General features: G+C 51.2%; 14 protein-coding genes. 6 read left to right on the top strand and 8 right to left on the bottom strand.

Going from position 1 to position 16,909, the window contains the following annotated elements; all coding sequences use genetic code 11:
• Window positions 1–155: 155 nt before the first annotated feature.
• From sohB to AQULUS_RS08945, 6 genes are read right to left on the bottom strand one after another with little or no spacing between them, the layout of a single operon-like run.
• On the bottom strand, window positions 156–1,157 hold the full coding sequence (gene sohB / locus AQULUS_RS08970) for a protease SohB (protein WP_197737311.1): 1,002 nt from the start codon (window positions 1,155–1,157) through the stop codon (window positions 156–158).
• Window positions 1,158–1,169: 12 nt separating this feature from the next.
• Window positions 1,170–3,212, bottom strand: a complete 2,043-nt coding sequence (locus AQULUS_RS08965; RefSeq protein WP_148339825.1) for a bifunctional DedA family/phosphatase PAP2 family protein — start codon at window positions 3,210–3,212, stop codon at window positions 1,170–1,172.
• A complete protein-coding gene (gene lipA, locus AQULUS_RS08960) occupies window positions 3,212–4,168 on the bottom strand; it encodes a lipoyl synthase (protein ID WP_148339824.1) in 957 nt (318 codons plus the stop codon). Before lipA ends, AQULUS_RS08965 begins: the two co-directional genes overlap by 1 nt.
• Window positions 4,134–4,856 (bottom strand): lipoyl(octanoyl) transferase LipB, encoded by a 723-nt coding sequence (gene lipB, locus AQULUS_RS08955; protein ID WP_148339823.1) that lies wholly within the window; start codon window positions 4,854–4,856, stop codon window positions 4,134–4,136. The genes lipA and lipB overlap by 35 nt, the downstream gene beginning before the upstream one ends.
• Window positions 4,853–5,134: an HP0495 family protein gene (locus tag AQULUS_RS08950; RefSeq protein ID WP_148339822.1), complete on the bottom strand. Its 282-nt coding sequence runs from the start codon at window positions 5,132–5,134 to the stop codon at window positions 4,853–4,855. Before AQULUS_RS08950 ends, lipB begins: the two co-directional genes overlap by 4 nt.
• A 1-nt stretch (window position 5,135) precedes the next feature.
• The gene (locus AQULUS_RS08945) at window positions 5,136–6,368 is read right to left on the bottom strand and encodes a D-alanyl-D-alanine carboxypeptidase family protein (RefSeq protein ID WP_197737310.1); all 1,233 of its coding nucleotides are present in this window, start codon (window positions 6,366–6,368) and stop codon (window positions 5,136–5,138) included.
• Window positions 6,369–6,739: 371 nt separating this feature from the next.
• Here AQULUS_RS08945 and AQULUS_RS08940 point away from each other — a divergent pair, with 371 nt between their 5' ends.
• Window positions 6,740–7,117 (top strand): ComEA family DNA-binding protein, encoded by a 378-nt coding sequence (locus AQULUS_RS08940; RefSeq protein ID WP_148339821.1) that lies wholly within the window; start codon window positions 6,740–6,742, stop codon window positions 7,115–7,117.
• Between the two features lie 303 nt (window positions 7,118–7,420).
• Here the strand turns inward: AQULUS_RS08940 and AQULUS_RS08935 are convergent, their stop codons facing one another.
• On the bottom strand, window positions 7,421–8,614 hold the full coding sequence (locus tag AQULUS_RS08935) for a glycosyltransferase family 4 protein (RefSeq protein WP_148339820.1): 1,194 nt from the start codon (window positions 8,612–8,614) through the stop codon (window positions 7,421–7,423).
• A 202-nt stretch (window positions 8,615–8,816) separates the two neighbouring features.
• Between AQULUS_RS08935 and AQULUS_RS08930 the strand changes: the two genes are divergently transcribed.
• Genes AQULUS_RS08930 through AQULUS_RS08915 form a run of 4 tightly spaced genes read left to right on the top strand, consistent with a single transcriptional unit; the run spans window position 8,817 to window position 12,199 of the window.
• On the top strand, window positions 8,817–9,833 hold the full coding sequence (locus AQULUS_RS08930; RefSeq protein WP_148339819.1) for a GDP-mannose 4,6-dehydratase: 1,017 nt from the start codon (window positions 8,817–8,819) through the stop codon (window positions 9,831–9,833).
• Between the two features lie 10 nt (window positions 9,834–9,843).
• On the top strand, window positions 9,844–10,461 hold the full coding sequence (locus AQULUS_RS08925; protein WP_148339818.1) for a D-sedoheptulose 7-phosphate isomerase: 618 nt from the start codon (window positions 9,844–9,846) through the stop codon (window positions 10,459–10,461).
• Window positions 10,461–11,162, top strand: a complete 702-nt coding sequence (locus tag AQULUS_RS08920) for a nucleotidyltransferase family protein (RefSeq protein WP_148339817.1) — start codon at window positions 10,461–10,463, stop codon at window positions 11,160–11,162. Before AQULUS_RS08925 ends, AQULUS_RS08920 begins: the two co-directional genes overlap by 1 nt.
• A 2-nt stretch (window positions 11,163–11,164) precedes the next feature.
• On the top strand, window positions 11,165–12,199 hold the full coding sequence (locus AQULUS_RS08915; RefSeq protein WP_148339816.1) for a glycosyltransferase: 1,035 nt from the start codon (window positions 11,165–11,167) through the stop codon (window positions 12,197–12,199).
• On the opposite strand, the gene AQULUS_RS08910 is transcribed toward AQULUS_RS08915, so the two are convergent.
• Window positions 12,130–13,104: a GDP-L-fucose synthase family protein gene (locus tag AQULUS_RS08910; protein WP_148339815.1), complete on the bottom strand. Its 975-nt coding sequence runs from the start codon at window positions 13,102–13,104 to the stop codon at window positions 12,130–12,132. The genes AQULUS_RS08915 and AQULUS_RS08910 overlap by 70 nt on opposite strands.
• Window positions 13,105–13,237: 133 nt before the next feature.
• Here AQULUS_RS08910 and metH point away from each other — a divergent pair, with 133 nt between their 5' ends.
• A complete protein-coding gene (gene metH, locus AQULUS_RS08905) occupies window positions 13,238–16,909 on the top strand; it encodes a methionine synthase (RefSeq protein ID WP_148339814.1) in 3,672 nt (1,223 codons plus the stop codon).

Here is a 16,909-nt window from a genome sequence, read left to right as displayed (position 1 = left end):
ATAGACAGATCAAATGGTTCTGATGAGCGATTTGTTCAAATCACTCTATCGAAATAACCGCGTCAAGGCAAAACATAATTTATATGAAAATCATGACAGGATGATGACAGCGCCTGCCGAGCACAGTCATCATTCATCGTGTCTCGATACAATGTTTACAGCATGGAAAAACCAAACAGTTTTTCGCGCAGCATGCTGGCGCCGCCGGATAATCTGGCAAGCAGCGGTTTTTTGGTTTCGTAGCTGACTTCAAACAGTTTTGAATTTTTACTTTGCTGTAGCAGATAGTCGTCGCTGGTCCTGATTTCATCCACCAGATTAAGCGTGAGCGCCTGCAGGCCAAGCCAGTGTTCACCCGTCGCGACTTTTTGAATGTCTATCTGTTTTCTGTGCTCGCGTATCAACTCTTTAAAGAGCTTGTGTATATCTTCGATTTCATGTTGTAGCTTTTCCCGGCCTTCATCCGTATTTTCACCAAACAGCGTGATAGTGCGCTTGAATTCCCCGGCGGTATGCAATTCATAATCAACGTGTTTGTCCTTGAGAAGCCGGTTGAAATTGGGAAGCTGAACAACAACGCCAATGGAGCCGATGATCGCGAAAGGAGCGGAAAGGATTTTGTTGGCCACGCATGCCATCATGTATCCGCCGCTGGCCGCGATTTTGTCTACCGCGACCACCAGGGGAATGTTCCGGGCGCGAATTCGCATTAGCTGAGCGGCTGCGAGACCGTATCCATGCACTACGCCGCCGGCGCTTTCCAGGCATAGCATCACCTCATCGGCAGGCGTGGCGATGTTTAAAATGGCGCTGATTTCTTCGCTGAGAGAAGACACGGCGGATGCCTTCATGTCGCCGTGAAAACGCAGGACAAAAATGTTTTTTTCACTTTGGCCCGCTTTTTGCCGTGCCTTTTCTTCGGCTTTCCTGTCTTTTAAAAACTGTTTGAATTGTTTTTTGGGCAGTGTTTCCGCCAGGATGGCTTCTTTCGTTTCATTAAATTTGTGGTTCAGGTTTTTAATGACCAGCCTGCCTTTTGTTTTTTCCTTGCTTTTGGCCAGCAGAATGAAAAAAACAATCATGACTGTCAGGACCATTAAAACAATGATGATGGATTTTGCCGCGAACAATCCCAATTGCATGAACATATCAGACATATCACATTCCTGTTATTTCTTGTGTACCGTGTTGTTTTCCCTGATCAACATGATCTTTTGATTGATAATCCGTTTGGTGCCAGTGGGCTGGTGCATGTGAATAATGGTCCACTGCCAGGAACCCAGTCCGGTTTTAGCCGGGAACAGATAACCGGGATCAATATCAATTTCACCGGGGCGGGACGACCGGAACAGCCAGCTGTAGGAACGCGGTATCACGCCGATGATCCCCACCCACAGGGTCGCGTTGGTTTCGTTGATAATGCGGTTTGAGTTCCACAAGCGTAAAACCATTAATCCTTTCACACCGGCAGCGTGACGCGCAAGAATGAGTTCAGGTCGTTTATCCAGGTATTGCGGCGAGACCATGGAGAGATACTGCGTGCTCTTGATATCGGCAATCCGGTGCAGAGTGCTGATCCAGTCCCGTGCGGGAGGTGCGCTCCATCCTTCTTTCAACAATGTCTCCCTGATGGCCTGGATGTCGCCGGCCCAGACAACATTGATGGACTGGGATGGAAAGCCGAAGAGACTGACTTGATAGGCGGGCAAGGCATCGTTCTTTTCCCACCACTCATTCATGGCGATGCGTTCAACGGGCCAGTTGACTTGCGCATAGTTGATTTTTAGCTGGGCAAAATGTCTGTAATGATAAAAGCCATAGGTAACGGAAAGTGATATCAGCGTTACCAGCAGGATACCGACGGGGTTGATGCGCGTCTCCAGGCTGCGTTCGTAAGAAATGATCACGGCCATTAAAATGGCGGAACCCAGCAGCCATGATGCCAGGACATCGGTAAACCAGTGCGCGCCCAGATACATCCGTGACACGCCGACAATAAACGCGATAAAAATACCCAGCGTATAAATCGGCCAGCGGAATTTGGGCCGGATTGCGCTCGCGATGAGAAACGCGAGTCCCATGAATACGGTGGTGGCAATCGCGGTGTGGCCGCTGGGCAGGGAATAGGTTTCAGGATTGAGGAATACACCCCATGGGCGCGGCGACTTGAGCAAGTGTTTCAGCACGTACACGCTGCCTGAAACCAGAATGCCTAGCGCCAGAGCATGAAAAGCGGCACGCCAGCGCTTCCATAGAACCAGCCAGCCGAATATGACGACGACAACCGGCAGGACGACCTGCTTCTGGCCCAGCAAGGTGATATCTAACATGACGGTATCCAGGCCCTTGGTGCGCACTCCCCGGAACAAATGATACAAGGCGTCATTCACCATGAGGGCGGACGATCCATAGGATTTGACGATCACGGCGAGAATAACAAACAGGAAGGCGGTGAAAAGAAGATAAAAGGCCAGGTTCAACTGTCCGTGCGTCTTGGAGGGATCATGATGTTTTAACAGCACCGTAATGGGAGAGAGAGTACGGGATTTTTTTAATCGCTGCCAGATCCAGTTTTGCATCTGATCTGTTTGAGTGTGGAAAAGCTTGAGTAATTTATAGGCCATCCACAGGCATAGCAGTATGAACAAGGTGATCAGCAGCAACACCAGCATGACGTGCACGGCAATATCGGGGGGCAATTCCAGTGACGCGGCACCCAGCAGGATGCCGGGCAGCATGTATGCAGGCGCCCAGCCTATGGCCGAGGCAACGTTGGCAATGGTGAATTGCAGAGGCTTCATGCCCAGCATGCCGGCGACCAGCGGTACCAGTGCTCTGACAGGGCCGACAAACCGGCCTATAAAAACACTCATGACGCCATACTTGTGCACGAAGGCTTCGCCGGATTCCAGCAATCCCGGATAATTGCGGAACGGCCAGGCCTTGTTCAGCCTGTGTTTGAAATAATGGCCTATCCAGTAGCTGATTCCATCGCCGACAATGGCGCCCAGGGTGGCCCAGAACAGGGTTTCCCACAAGGGGATCACGCCCGCGCCCGCCAGGGTGCCTAAAGCAGTCATGGTGATGGAGCCTGGGACGATGGTTCCTATGATGGCGACAGATTCGCTGGCTGATATGATGAATGTGACTAGGCCTGCTAACTCAGGGTGGGCATTTAGCCATTGCAGTAATGGACTCACAATGTCCGACATTAAGTCACCTCTTCTCCAGCGGCCTGCTTATCAGCATGATAAGAAGACCGCACCAGCGGACCGCTGGCAATGTTTTTAAATCCCATCTCTTTGGCGGCGGCGCCAAACTGTTTGAATTCATCGGGTGTGACATATCTTGCAACCGGCATGTGATAGCGGCTGGGCTGCAAATATTGCCCTAATGTTACCATGTCTACGTCATGTTTGCGCAAATCTGTCAGCGTTTGAATGACTTCCTCATTGGTTTCGCCCAGCCCCAGCATGATGCCGGATTTGGTGGGTATGTCAGGGTAACGCTTTTTGAACTCCTGAAGCAGGCGCAGCGAATGATCGTAATCGGATCCTGGCCTGGCCTGACGGTATAGCCGCGGCACGGTTTCAATGTTGTGATTGAATACATCGGGCAAGGCTTCGCCTGAGACAGCCAGGGCGATATCCATGCGTCCGCGGTAATCCGGCACGAGAATTTCTATCTTGATAGTGGGATTTTTTTCGCGGATGGCCCGAATACACGCGGTAAAATGACCGGCACCGCCATCACGCAAGTCATCACGGTCAACCGAAGTCACGACCACATAACGCAAGCCCATTTGCGCAATGGTGCTGGCGAGATGGGCGGGTTCATCCGGGTCCAGGGGATCCGGACGGCCGTGCGCGACATCACAGAAGCTGCACCGTCTGGTGCACTTGTCCCCCATGATCATGAAGGTTGCGGTTCCATGAGTAAAACATTCCGGCAGATTGGGACAGGCAGCTTCTTCACAGACTGTAACCAGTTTGTTTTCCCGCAAGAGTTTTTTGAGGTCGCTGACTGCCGGTGAAGCAGGAATTTTCACCCGTATCCAGTCCGGTTTCCGTAACGGCGCATCTGTTGGCATGATTTTTACAGGAATACGCGATAATTTGTCAGCGCCGCGTTGTTTAGCATCTGTCTTGACTGTTGTTTTGGTATCCATCTGTGTGTTCCAAATGGGTGCCGGGAATTTCTGATTCGGAAACTCCTGGCAAATTATAAAAGGTGGCGTGAGTATACACTAAATTTTTTCTTAAATAATTGACTAATTTGTTTCCGGCTTCCAGCGTGCTGTCAGGGCCGCCCAGCGCCGCAAACTGGGTCATTTCCAGAGCAGAAAAACCGCAGGGATTAATGCGTCTGAACGGTTCCAGGTCCATGGAGATATTGAATGCGATGCCATGGTATGCGAAGCCCCGCCTTATCCGCAAGCCGATGGAAGCGATTTTTTTTCCATCCACATAAACACCGGGTGCTTCACGCTTGGCTGCGGCCGAGATGCCAAACTCTGCCAGCAAGTCGATTACCGATTGTTCCAGCAGGGTGACATATTGTCGGATATTCAATTGCTTGCGCCGGATATCCAGTAAAGTGTAGATCATTAATTGCCCAGGCCCGTGGTAAGTGACCTGTCCGCCGCGGTCGGTCTGGATAACAGGGATGATGCCAGGGTTGAGAACATGTTCGGCTTTGCCATTTTGCCCCTGCGTAAAAACGGGGTCGTGTTCAAGCAGCCAGATTTCATCCAGAGTTTCATCGTGACGATGGTTGGTGAATTCTTGCATGGCTTTCCAGCAGGATACATAATCCAGCCGGCCCAGCCAGCGTACAATTAATGATTGTGCAGTCATAAGGCCATAATAACGTGCGGTGAAGAAGATAAATCCCGATATATATTATCCAGCTGTTCTCTGGATTCAACATGGACCGTGATTGTCAGAGCCAGGTATTTACCGTTTTGACTGGCTCTGGACTGGATAGCCCGGCCGGACAGGTTGGGCGCGTGTTTATGCACAATAGTCAGCACGGCGCTCTCGAATTCATCAGTGCTCAAGCCAAATACTTTCAGAGTAAAATCGCAGGGAAACTTCAGCAGCGATTCCTCAGGGGGAATAGTCTTATCTGTCATGCTAGCCTGTGTTTGCTTTTTCCTCGGTTTTGGAAAAGTACTTATTAATATTGAATTTGATTGCGTCGGTCGCGCGTCTCCACATATTCCCTTTGGGATTATTTTCCAGGGCGACCAAAGGCTTGGATGCGATGACCTGATTGTTCAGGGTGACGTTCAGTGTACCGTAATGCTGGCCTTTCGTGATAGGGGCTTTTAACGGGTTGGCTATAACCAGCGAAGCAAGCAGTTTTTTGTATTGGCCGCTGGGAACCGTCACATATAAATCTTCATTCACTCCCAGGGGAATTTCAGTGCTGACGCCTTGCCATACGCGTGCCTTGATCACGGGAGAGTGCGCACTGTAGAGTTTGTGTGTTTCAAAAAAGCGAAATCCATAGGTGAGCAGGCGCATGGAGTCTTCCGTGCGGGCGGAGTCATTGGGTTCGCCCAGAACAACACTGATCAGACGCATGCCGTCTTTTTTCGCCGAGGCCACCAGGCAGTATCCCGCTTCATTGGTATGGCCGGTTTTCAGGCCGTCCGCGTACTGGAAACGCCACAGGAGCCGGTTACGGTTGGGCTGTTTGATTCCGTTATACATAAACCATTTTTCAGAATAATAACTGTAGTCTTCCGGAAAGTTTTTGATGTATGCCTGGGTCAGTATGGCGAGGTCGTGTGCCGTGGAGTAATGCCCCGGATTTGGCAAACCTGTGCTGTCAATGAAATGGCTGTTATTCATCCCCAGTATTTTTGCCTGTTGGTTCATCATCTCGGCGAAGGCTTCTTCTGTTCCGGCAATGTGTTCAGCGAGAGCGACAGTCGCATCGTTGCCTGAGGCAACGATGATGCCCTGGATCAAGTCATGTACTGGCACGTCATCGCCAGCCTTGACAAACATGCGGGATCCTTCGGTTTTCCAGGCCTTGGTGCTGATGTGGACCTTGTCATCCAGTTTGATCTGGCCGTTTTTGAGAGCGCCGGAAATGATGTACATGGACATCAGCTTGGTCAGGCTGGCAGGGGGCATGCGCTCATTGGAATTCTGTTCTGCCAGGATTTTGCCGCTGGTGGCATCCATCAGGATGAATCCGGTACCCTGGATATTGGGTGCGCCGGGCGTGTAGGTGGGGTGCTGCGGCTGGGTGGGAACGGGTATGATGGGGTTTGCCAAAAGCGGCGCGCTTAGAAGAAAGGAGATGAAAACCACAGCTAGCTGCAGCATGCGTCTGGATGAAATTTTTGCGTACATTGACGTGTATCCCTCTTGAAGTGGCAAACTGTGCATTTAATGATGCCCAGAGTTTAGCAAAAAAAATCCTGTACCGGCTACAGTTAGGTGTAGATTTTTTTTTACCGAAAAAGTAATATTTTTTTCTGCGACGGAAAGAAACCGGTTTTTTCATCGAAACAGGTTTCAGCACTCATCATGGTTTATCAATAAAGATGTTTTTTACGTTTGCTTGATGATAAATGCAAATGATCGTCCGTAGTCAATCCCGGTTCCGGGATTGAAATTTTACCAAGTAACCATTCTTGACCTGGACGCCGCACTGCCTAGTGACGGCGTGGTTGAGTCGTATATTTTTTTGAAAACTTACTAAAATAAAAAGGAGTCACACCATGTCTTTCTATCGAACCATTATTGCTGCTGTTGCAGCCGCTGTGATTGTCAGCCCGGTATTCGCCGATGATGCCGTCAAACAGACAGCTCAGGAAACGGCTGCGCCGGCGTCTGCCGCTCAAAACAGTGTTGCCCAGCAAACCGCGTCTGCTGAACAAGCTGTGCCGGCTGCGGAAAAGCTGAATGTTAACAAGGCGACTGCAAAAGAACTTTTGAAAGTGAAAGGACTGAATGCTTCCAAAGCCAAGGCTATCGTTGCATACCGCAAAAAGCATGGCAGCTTTCAGTCTCTGGATGAATTGGCAAAAGTTAAAGGCATGACAAAATTGAAAGCGGATGATCTTAAGATTATCCAGGATCAATTAAGTCTGTCTTGATCAGGATTGTCGGCCTTGTTTTTCCAATGCCCTGCCATCCCGGCAGGGCATTTTTTTGATAGGGGCAGAGTATTAGGGCTCCTGCGCGCCTCGTCATTGCCGCCCTTCGAGACGGCACTGCGTGCCTCCTCAGGGCGAACGGATTTGGATTTTCCCGTTCGTGGTGAGGAGCCGCGTCAGCGGCGTCTCGAACCATGAACCCTGGTTCTGGATTCCCGCTTCACCGGACATTACTGCCATGCGCAGGAATGACAGGCATGCGTCAATGACAAGGGCGTGGGTATAACGGATCAATCAGCGGTTTCACTCAGAGGCAGGTACCAGGGCTTGATGGTATAAATGGATGATCTGGCTTAGCACTTTTTCATTATCGATCAATTCCCGCAGTTTCGCATGGGCCTGCATTCCCAGGGTTTTAATCTGTTCCGGGCGACCCGCAAGAGCAAGAATTTTATCCGACAAATCACCTTTTTTGAGCGGATCAAAGATGATCCCGGTTTTCTGGTCGTCAATCAGCCATGGCGGAGACCCGCGGTTGGTGCCTATTACCGGGCGGCCGTGGCTCATGGCTTCTGTGATGACCAGTCCAAATGCTTCTACCCAAAGGCTGGGAAAGATGACAGCGGCGCATTTCTCGTATTCCTGTTCGAGCTGGAGTTGCCAGCCTGGAAAAAAGACCGACTGCTTCAACCCTAACTCATCGGACCGCTGGCGCATGCGTTTTTCTTCAGGTCCGGTGCCGGCTATGGTTAAGGTCAGGGCGGGATCTTTTTGCCGGGCAATAGCAAACTCTTCCAGCATGGGATATATCCCCTTGTGCGTGCCCAGATTGCCCGCGAACAAGAAATGGTGAGGATTCATCTTGTGAAAAGAGACTGCGGGGACTGTCTTTTTGAACGGGGGAATATAGGTGCAATGCTTGAACCGGTTCCTGTGCAGGTACTCAACCAGCTGCGGTGAGGGAGCAAAGAATTTCCTGACGATTTTTCGCAGCTGGTGTTGTGTTTTGTAAAACGCGAAAGCCAGAGCGAGATACGCCGGAAGATTGTATTTCACCTGATGCTCCCAGAAACAGGCGAGGCGCAGTCCGGTGGGGCAGGGTTGATGATCTTTATGAAGATTATGGGCTGTAGGGCAGACGGCGCCATAATCGTGAACCGTTTGCACTACCGGGTAAGGTTTGACGGCGCTAAGCAGGGAGGCGGTGTATTGTTTGATATTGTGAAGATGAATGACATCGGGGCGGATGCTTTCTATCTGCTTGCGCAGCCGGTAATACATCACGGGGTGAGGCAGGATTTGCCATACCAGTTTGGCTAATTTGCTTTTCAATCCTTTGAATACCCGGTAATCCTTGCCTGATTCGGGTGTGTTTCCAAAGCCCAGCGAATACACTTCCATGCCGGGTACATTTTTTAACCGCGATTTGAGATCAAAAAAGTAGTGTTCAGCGCCGCCTGAGCGAGAATGATTGTCGGTAATTAATAGTATTCGCATGTGTTATCAGGCCAGTGAAAATGCACAAGTCATTATCAAACCTATGGAATTTGCCCGGAGCAGGGTTAGCCGAACGCATTTATCCCTTTGTCTGCAATTGACTTTATCGCGCATTACGATACAGTAAGTGGCCTTCCATGGCTAGCCGGACAGCCATCCTCCAGTGTTTGTTTAAAGAAATTAAAGGTGATTCGGGGATTTTATGACTAAAAAATGCGCATTCATAACTGGCATTACCGGGATGGTAGGCTCGCACCTGGCTGATTTTCTACTGGCTAATACAGATTGGGACATTGTCGGTATGTGCCGCTGGCGCAGTCCGCTTGATAACATCGCCCATCTGGTGCCGCTCATCAACCGCAAGGAACGCCTGCGGCTGGTTTACGGAGATTTGCGTGATTCCGATTCTATTGACCATGTAGTAAAAGAAAGCAAACCGGATTATGTGTTTCATCTGGCTGCCCAGAGTTTTCCTCAAACCAGCTTCACCAGTCCGCTGGATACTTATGAAACCAATATCCAGGGCACGTCCAGGATTCTTGAGGCATTGAGACAGCACCGCAGGGATGCCGTCATCCACGTCTGCGCCTCTTCGGAAGTGTTTGGCCGTGTTCCCAAGGAAAAATTACCTATTAATGAAGATTGCACGTTTCATCCCGCGTCGCCCTACGCCATTTCAAAAGTAGGGACTGACCTGGTGGGACGGTTTTACGCCGAAGCCTACCAAATGACGATTATGACAACCCGCATGTTTACCCATACCGGGCCGCGCCGCGGTGACGTATTCGCTGAATCCACTTTTGCCAAGCAGATTGCAATGATAGAAAAGGAATTGATTCCTCCCGTCGTCAAGGTCGGCAACCTGAATTCCCTGCGCACTGTCGCTGACGTCCGCGATGCCGTACGGGCTTATTACCTGCTCGTGACACATCATCCGATTCCGGGCGAGTTTTACAATATCGGCGGAACCTATAGCTGCACGATTGAAAGCCTCTTGAATTACCTGATTTCACTTTCACCCAGGAAGAATGAAATCAGGATTGAAGTGGATCCGGAACGGCTGCGTCCCATAGACGCTGACTTACAAGTGCCAGACACGGCGAAATTCGAAAAACATACGGGCTGGAAGCCGGAGATATCCTTCGAACAAACTATGAAGGATTTACTGGATTATTGGCGGGAAAGAATTAATCAGTCTGCTGCGTTTTTAACGCGCTAAGGGAGTGAACATGCGAAATCTCATTCAAACTGAAATTCAAAAACTGGCTTCACTTTTGCAGCAAATCCAGCAGGATAACGCACTGCTTTCAGTCATAGAAACCATTGCGGATCAATGCACGCAAGCCTTGAAGAGGGGCAACAAGATATTCTTCGCCGGCAACGGGGGCAGTGCCGCGGATTCCCAGCATCTGGCCGCGGAACTGGTCAGCCGCTTGAACTATAACCGCCCGGGTCTGGCAGCCATTGCATTGACCACCGATACATCCGCGCTGACGGCCATAGGCAACGATTATGCGTTTGAAAATATTTTTTCGCGTCAGGTGGAATCATTGGGTCAGGCGGGAGATGTGCTCATAGGCATCTCCACTTCGGGCAAGTCGCCCAATATTCTCCGCGCGCTGGAAGCCGCGCGCGGCAGGCAGATGAAGACGGTCGGTATGTCGGGCATGCATGCGCCCCTGCTTGCCGAACGGTGCGATTGGGTAGTCAATATTCCGTCACGGGAAACACCCAAGATTCAGGAATGCCACATCATGTTTGGGCATATTATCTGCGCCTTGATCGAAGACGCCATGTTTGGCGCCGAGTATGATCCCCGGCGGCAAGCCAGGGCGGAAGTCGCCTGATGCAGGCCATCATACTGGCGGGCGGATTGGGTACGCGGCTGCGGCAGGTGGTCGCGGATGTGCCCAAGCCCATGGCGCCCATACAAGGCGAACCTTTTCTCGCGCATTTGCTGCAATATCTGAAACGACAGGGAATTACCCGTGTGATTTTTCCGATTCATTACATGGGTGAAACCATACGCGCTTATTTTCAATCTCAATATGCCGGTATGGAAATTTTCTATGCCCAGGAAGAATCCCCATTGGGAACAGGCGGGGCCATGGTGAATGCCTTGCCGCTGCTGCGGGATGCACATGAGCCGGTTTTTATCCTCAATGGCGATACGTTTCTCAAACTGGATTATCAGGCCATGTATGAACAGCATGAAGCGGAAAAGAGCGTGCTGACAATGGCGCTGCGGTCGGTTGAAGATTGCGCCAGATACGGGAAAGTCATGACGAACGGCCGTTATATTGCGGCATTTCGGGAAAAAGGCGAAGCCGGACCGGGGTTGATCAATGCCGGGGTATATCTGATTCACCCGGGATTATTCACGCCATTTGAATTGCCGTCTTCGTTTTCATTTGAACATGATTTTCTGCTGCCTCATCTCAACCAGCTCAAGCCCCGGGCCTTTGTCGCCAATGATTATTTTATTGATATCGGGATTCCCGAAGATTACGCGCGCGCTGTTTCGGAACTTCCCGCGCTTGAGACATAGTCATGCCATCTGTCAGACTGCCAAAAATTTCCATTGTGATGCCGGTGCTGAACCGCGAAAACACCATTGAAAAAGCCATACTCAGCGTGCTGGACCAGCAATATCCTGATATTGAACTGGTTATCATTGACGGCGGTTCCAGCGATAAAACACTGGATATCATCAAGCGCTATGAAAAACAGATTGCCTACTGGCATAGCAAACCCGACGGCAGTAATGCGGTGGCGGCCAATCTGGGCATAGAAATGGCTTCTGGCGAATTGGTCGCATTACTGATGGCGGATGACTGGTATGAGGCGGAGACACTGCATAAAATCGGCCAGGCATACCAGCGCTGTCCCGATGCGGATATGTTTACTTGCGGCGGCCGTATTGTCTATTGGGATGAAAAGTCACAATGTTATAAAGCCAGGCATGTTTACTCCGGCGCGCGGCGCATGGAGCTTGCGGTCACCAATATCTGTTTTGATGTTGCCGCGGCGATTTGCTGCCGCTTTGTGAAGAAATCACTGTTTCAGAAAATCGGCTCCTTCCAGCCGTTTGACGCGCAGGGCAGGCACATGTTCAGCAATGACAAGGAGTTTTTATTGCGGGCTCTTCTGCATCGGGCAAAAAATGTTTACGTTGATTATGTGGGCCATAATTATCTGGCCAGCAAGGAATCTTCCACGTTTGGCAATCATCAGGAAAACATACTAAGGCTTTGCCATGAACATATGACACTGGCTGAGCGATTTTTGCGTCAGCCTGCGCTTGACAGCAGGTTACGGATTTTATTCAGATACTGGTATAACGATCAAGCCGCGAGGCTGGTCATGTATCATTTGCTGGATAGGCAGTGGCGTGCCGCGCGAAATGTCGCGCGGTACGCCATAAAGCAGTCTGGATGGCGCTGGGCGGCGGCGTTTTGCCTGACTGCCGGCAAGATCATGCTCAGAAAGTGTTTTCGTATACTGCGGCGTGCCTGTTACGGCGTGTGTGGTAAAGACCCGCACGCCTTGGTCGTGTCAGCGCATTCAGTCTCGCTGCCGAAGTGATGCTGATACATCCGGAATAATCCCTCCTGCAGGGAAACCGACGGTTTCCAGCCCATCTCGAACAAGACGCTTGAATCCAGGCATTTACGGGGAGCGCCATCCGGTTTGGTCTTGTCCAGAGTGATGCGTCCCGGGTAGCCCACCACGCAGGCGATTTCATTTGCCAGGTCCGCAATGGTAATTTCCTGCATGGTGCCCAGGTTGATGATATCCGCGGAATGATAATGCCGCATCAGAAAGAGCAGCGCGTCAGCAAAATCATCCACATAAATGAACTCCCGCAGCGGCGTGCCGCTGCCCCAGAGCACGACTTCAGGCAAGCCTTGCACTTTTGCTTCGTGGAAACGCTTCATCAGGGCGGGAATCACATGAGAAGCATTGGGATCAAAATTGTCGTTGATGCCATAGGCATTGGTCGGCATGGGAATGACGGTATTCATCTGGTGCTGGCGTGCGTAAGCCTGACACATGATGATGCCGTTGATTTTGGCGGCGGCGTAAGCAATGTTTGTGGGCTCGATGTATCCATCGAGAAAAGAAGCTTCCCGTATGGGCTGCGGCGCCAGCTTGGGATAAGTGCACGCCGAGCCGGGAAATAACAGCTTTTTCACGCCGTACTGATGAGCGGCATGAATGACATTGCAATGCATTTGGGTATTGTCATAAATGAATTTGGCCGGGTAGGTATTGTTTGCGTGTATCCCGCCCACGATAGCGGCGAGATGGAAAACATAAGCTGGCTTGTGATGCGAAAAATACTGTGTCACTTGCAGCTGGTCGCGCAAATCCAGTTCCGCGCGGGCGGGATGCAAAATCTGATAATCTTCTTCCCGCAGGCGGCGAAGCAAAGCGCTGCCCACCATGCCCGTGCCGCCTGTAATCAATACTTTTGAATTTTTAATCATAGTGTTTGCTATCCGGCTGAATAAAATAATATAGTTATAGCTAACCTCAAACCATGAATCACAGATTCACTGGATTAATTGCGCCTGATCAATAGAGCGCGCCCATTTTATCAGGACTATAAAATTTAGCACAATGAATTCACAAGACTATTGGTGTCATCAATTACTTGAAAGAATCATGATCCTCGATGGCGGCATGGGGACCATGATACAGGGCTATGGCCTGCAGGAACAGGATTACCGCGGGATACGCTTTCGGGATTTTCCTCATGATTTAAAAGGCAATAACGATTTATTGTGTTTGACCCAGCCGCAAGTCGTTTCTGAAATCCATACGGCTTATCTGGACGCGGGCGCGGATTTCATTGAAACCAACAGCTTTAACGCGACAGCTGTTTCGCTGGCGGATTATCAGATGTCTGATCTCGCCTATGAAATCAACCTCGCCGCGGCCAGGCTCGCCCGGGCAGCCGCTGACCGCGCCACCCGGCGCACGCCCGATCAGCCCCGATTTGTGATCGGCATTCTGGGGCCGACCAACCGCACGGCTTCCATGTCGCCGGATGTGAATGATCCCGGTTTCAGGAATATACATTTCGATCAACTGGTGCGCGCCTATACGGACTCCCTGCGCGGCCTGATAGACGGCAACGTGGATTGCCTGATGATTGAAACGATTTTTGACACGTTGAATTGCAAGGCGGCGATCTTTGCGATCGAACAGTTTTTTTTCCATCACCGCATGCGCTTGCCTGTCATGATCTCGGGCACGATTACGGACGCGAGCGGCAGGACTTTGTCAGGACAGACAGTGCAGGCATTCTGGCATTCGGTGGCGCACGCGCGGCCGTTCAGTGTGGGATTGAATTGCGCGCTGGGCGCGAAAGCCCTGCGTCCGCATACCCAGGATTTGTCGCGGCTGACGAATGCGTTTGTCAGCCTTCATCCCAATGCCGGCCTGCCAAACGCGTTTGGCGAATATGAAGAAACCCCGGAAATCATGGCGGCTGATATCAGGGAAATGGCACAGGCCGGGCTGATCAACATCGTGGGCGGTTGCTGCGGCACCACGCCGGCGCATATCAAAGCCATTGCCGAAGCGGTAAAAGACGTGAAGCCGCGTATGCGACCTTCAATTCCTAAAGCCTGCCGCCTGAGCGGTCTTGAAGGCTTGATCATAGATGATGATTCACTGTTCGTGAATGTTGGTGAACGCACGAATGTCACCGGGTCCTTGCGCTTCGCGGAATTAATACGCAGTGAAAATTACACGGCCGCGCTGGAAGTGGCGCGGGATCAGGTGGCGAACGGCGCGCAAATCATTGATGTGAACATGGATGAAGGCATGCTGGATGCGGAAGCGGCAATGGTCAAATTCCTGAACCTGATCGCCGCGGAACCGGACATTGCCCGTGTTCCTGTGATGATTGATTCTTCCAGATGGTCTGTGATTGAAGCCGGATTAAAGTGCATTCAGGGCAAGGGCATTGTCAATTCCATCAGCCTGAAAGACGGTGAAGCGGCGTTTCTCGAAAAAGCGGGCCTGGTGCAATGTTATGGCGCGGCAGTCATCGTGATGGCTTTTGATGAACAAGGACAGGCGGACACGGAAGAGCGCAAAGTGGAAATTTGCAAACGGTCGTATGATTTGCTGGTTAACCACTGCGGGTTTCCTCCGGAAGACATCATTTTTGATCCGAATATTTTTGCTGTCGGAACAGGCATAGAAGAGCATAACTCTTATACGATCGCGTTTATCAACGCGACGCGGCGTATCAAGCAAAGCCTGCCCTGGGCGCTGGTCAGCGGCGGCGTCAGCAATGTTTCTTTTTCATTTCGCGGAAATAACCCGATTCGCGAAGCCATTCATTCGGCGTTTCTCTATCATGCCATCCAGGCCGGCATGGATATGGGCATCGTGAACGCGGGCAGCCTGGCGGTTTATGCGGATCTTCCCGGCGATTTATTGACGGCGGTGGAAGATGTCCTTTTTAACCGCCGCCCCGATGCGACGGACCGGCTGCTGGAAATGGCGGATTCATGCCGGTCACGGATACAGAACAAGACGGAGGATTCAGGCTGGCGGGAAAAGAGTGTGACCGAACGTCTTACTCACGCGCTGGTGAACGGCATCAATCAGTATATTGTCGAAGACACGGAAGCAGCGCGGCAATTACTGGGCAGCCCGCTGCGGGTGATTGAAGGGCCTCTTATGGATGGCATGAATATCGTCGGCGATTTGTTCGGCGCGGGCAAGATGTTTCTGCCCCAGGTGGTGAAGAGCGCGCGTGTCATGAAACAGGCCGTGGCTTATCTCACGCCATATCTGGAGGTTGACGCAGAAACTTCTCAGCGCGCCAAGGGGAAAATTCTGCTGGCGACCGTCAAGGGTGATGTGCACGACATCGGCAAAAACATCGTAGGGGTGGTGTTACGCTGTAATAATTACGAAGTGATTGATCTCGGTGTCATGGTGCCGTGTGAAAAAATCCTGGAAACAGCGCAAAAACAACAAGCGGACGTCATAGGTTTGAGCGGATTGATCACGCCGTCCCTGGAAGAAATGTCGCACGTCGCGCGGGAAATGCAGCGCCTGGAATTTTCACTGCCGCTGTTGATAGGCGGCGCGACCACGTCGCGCGCGCATACCGCCATCAAGATTGAACCACATTATTCCGGAGCGACCGTGCATGTCGTCGATGCGTCCCGGGCCGTGGGCGTTGTCAGTCAGTTGCTGAGCGGATCTGCGAGCACGGCATTTGTTGAAGCGACGCGTGAAGAATACAGGAAAGTGCGTCAGCTGCATAAGAACAAGAAATCTGAAAATGAAATTATCAGTCTGGATGCGGCGCGCATGAATAAATTTGCTATCGACTGGTCTGGATACTGTCCTCCCCGTCCCACATTTCTTGGCGTGCACGCCCTCTCGAATTATTCGCTGGCTGAAATCGCCAGGTATATCGACTGGACGCCGTTTTTCCACACCTGGGAACTCGCCGGCCGTTTTCCGCGCATTTTTGAAGACGAATTAATCGGTGCGAGCGCCAAGCAGTTGTTTGATGATGCGCAAGCCATGTTGTCGCGCCTGGTTTCGGAAAATTGGCTGCAGGCAAACGCTGTGCTGGGATTTTTCCCTGCCAACAGCGTAGGTGATGATATTGAAATATACACGGATGAAAACCGCGACAAGATATTGGCGAGATTTCACATGTTAAGGCAGCAGACACGCAAGCCGTCCGACCGTGCGAATGTTTCGCTCGCGGATTTTATCGCACCCAGGGATTCCGGGGTCGCGGATTATCTGGGAGGTTTTGCCGTGACTTCCGGTATCGGCCTGGAGTCCATGGTCAAAAGTTTTGAAGAAAGCCACGATGATTACAGTGTCATTATGCTAAAGGCGCTGGCGGACAGATTGGCGGAAGCATTTGCCGAGCGGCTGCACGAAAGAGTCAGAAAGGAGTACTGGTGTTATCACGCGGAAGAAAACCTCACCAATGAAGAATTGATACAGATCCGTTATCGCGGGATCCGCCCGGCGCCGGGCTATCCTGCCTGTCCCGATCACACCGAAAAGCCGTTGTTATTCTCTCTCTTGCAAGCCGAGGCGCGCGCGTCTATTCGCCTGACGGAAAATTACGCGATGCTGCCCGCATCTTCCGTCAGCGGATTTTATTTCTCGCATCCACAGTCCCACTATTTTGGAATTGGCAAAATCGGCGATGATCAGCTTGAAGATTACGCAGTACGAAAACAAATGGATTTGGCAGTGATCCAGCGCTGGCTGGCAACGCATTTATGCGGATAA

It is taken from the genome of Aquicella siphonis (genome assembly GCF_902459485.1).
Lineage (GTDB): Bacteria > Pseudomonadota > Gammaproteobacteria > DSM-16500 > DSM-16500 > Aquicella > Aquicella siphonis.
This window is presented reverse-complemented; position numbering and strand designations above follow the sequence as displayed.

Coding starts and splice junctions, on each gene's coding strand:
- sohB (WP_197737311.1), bottom strand. CDS start 1,157: ATGTCTGATATGTTCATGCAATTGGGATTGTTCGCGGCAAAATCCATC.
- AQULUS_RS08965 (WP_148339825.1), bottom strand. CDS start 3,212: ATGTCGGACATTGTGAGTCCATTACTGCAATGGCTAAATGCCCACCCT.
- lipA (WP_148339824.1), bottom strand. CDS start 4,168: ATGGATACCAAAACAACAGTCAAGACAGATGCTAAACAACGCGGCGCT.
- lipB (WP_148339823.1), bottom strand. CDS start 4,856: ATGACTGCACAATCATTAATTGTACGCTGGCTGGGCCGGCTGGATTAT.
- AQULUS_RS08950 (WP_148339822.1), bottom strand. CDS start 5,134: ATGACAGATAAGACTATTCCCCCTGAGGAATCGCTGCTGAAGTTTCCC.
- AQULUS_RS08945 (WP_197737310.1), bottom strand. CDS start 6,368: ATGTACGCAAAAATTTCATCCAGACGCATGCTGCAGCTAGCTGTGGTT.
- AQULUS_RS08940 (WP_148339821.1), top strand. CDS start 6,740: ATGTCTTTCTATCGAACCATTATTGCTGCTGTTGCAGCCGCTGTGATT.
- AQULUS_RS08935 (WP_148339820.1), bottom strand. CDS start 8,614: ATGCGAATACTATTAATTACCGACAATCATTCTCGCTCAGGCGGCGCT.
- AQULUS_RS08930 (WP_148339819.1), top strand. CDS start 8,817: ATGACTAAAAAATGCGCATTCATAACTGGCATTACCGGGATGGTAGGC.
- AQULUS_RS08925 (WP_148339818.1), top strand. CDS start 9,844: ATGCGAAATCTCATTCAAACTGAAATTCAAAAACTGGCTTCACTTTTG.
- AQULUS_RS08920 (WP_148339817.1), top strand. CDS start 10,461: ATGCAGGCCATCATACTGGCGGGCGGATTGGGTACGCGGCTGCGGCAG.
- AQULUS_RS08915 (WP_148339816.1), top strand. CDS start 11,165: ATGCCATCTGTCAGACTGCCAAAAATTTCCATTGTGATGCCGGTGCTG.
- AQULUS_RS08910 (WP_148339815.1), bottom strand. CDS start 13,104: ATGATTAAAAATTCAAAAGTATTGATTACAGGCGGCACGGGCATGGTG.
- metH (WP_148339814.1), top strand. CDS start 13,238: ATGAATTCACAAGACTATTGGTGTCATCAATTACTTGAAAGAATCATG.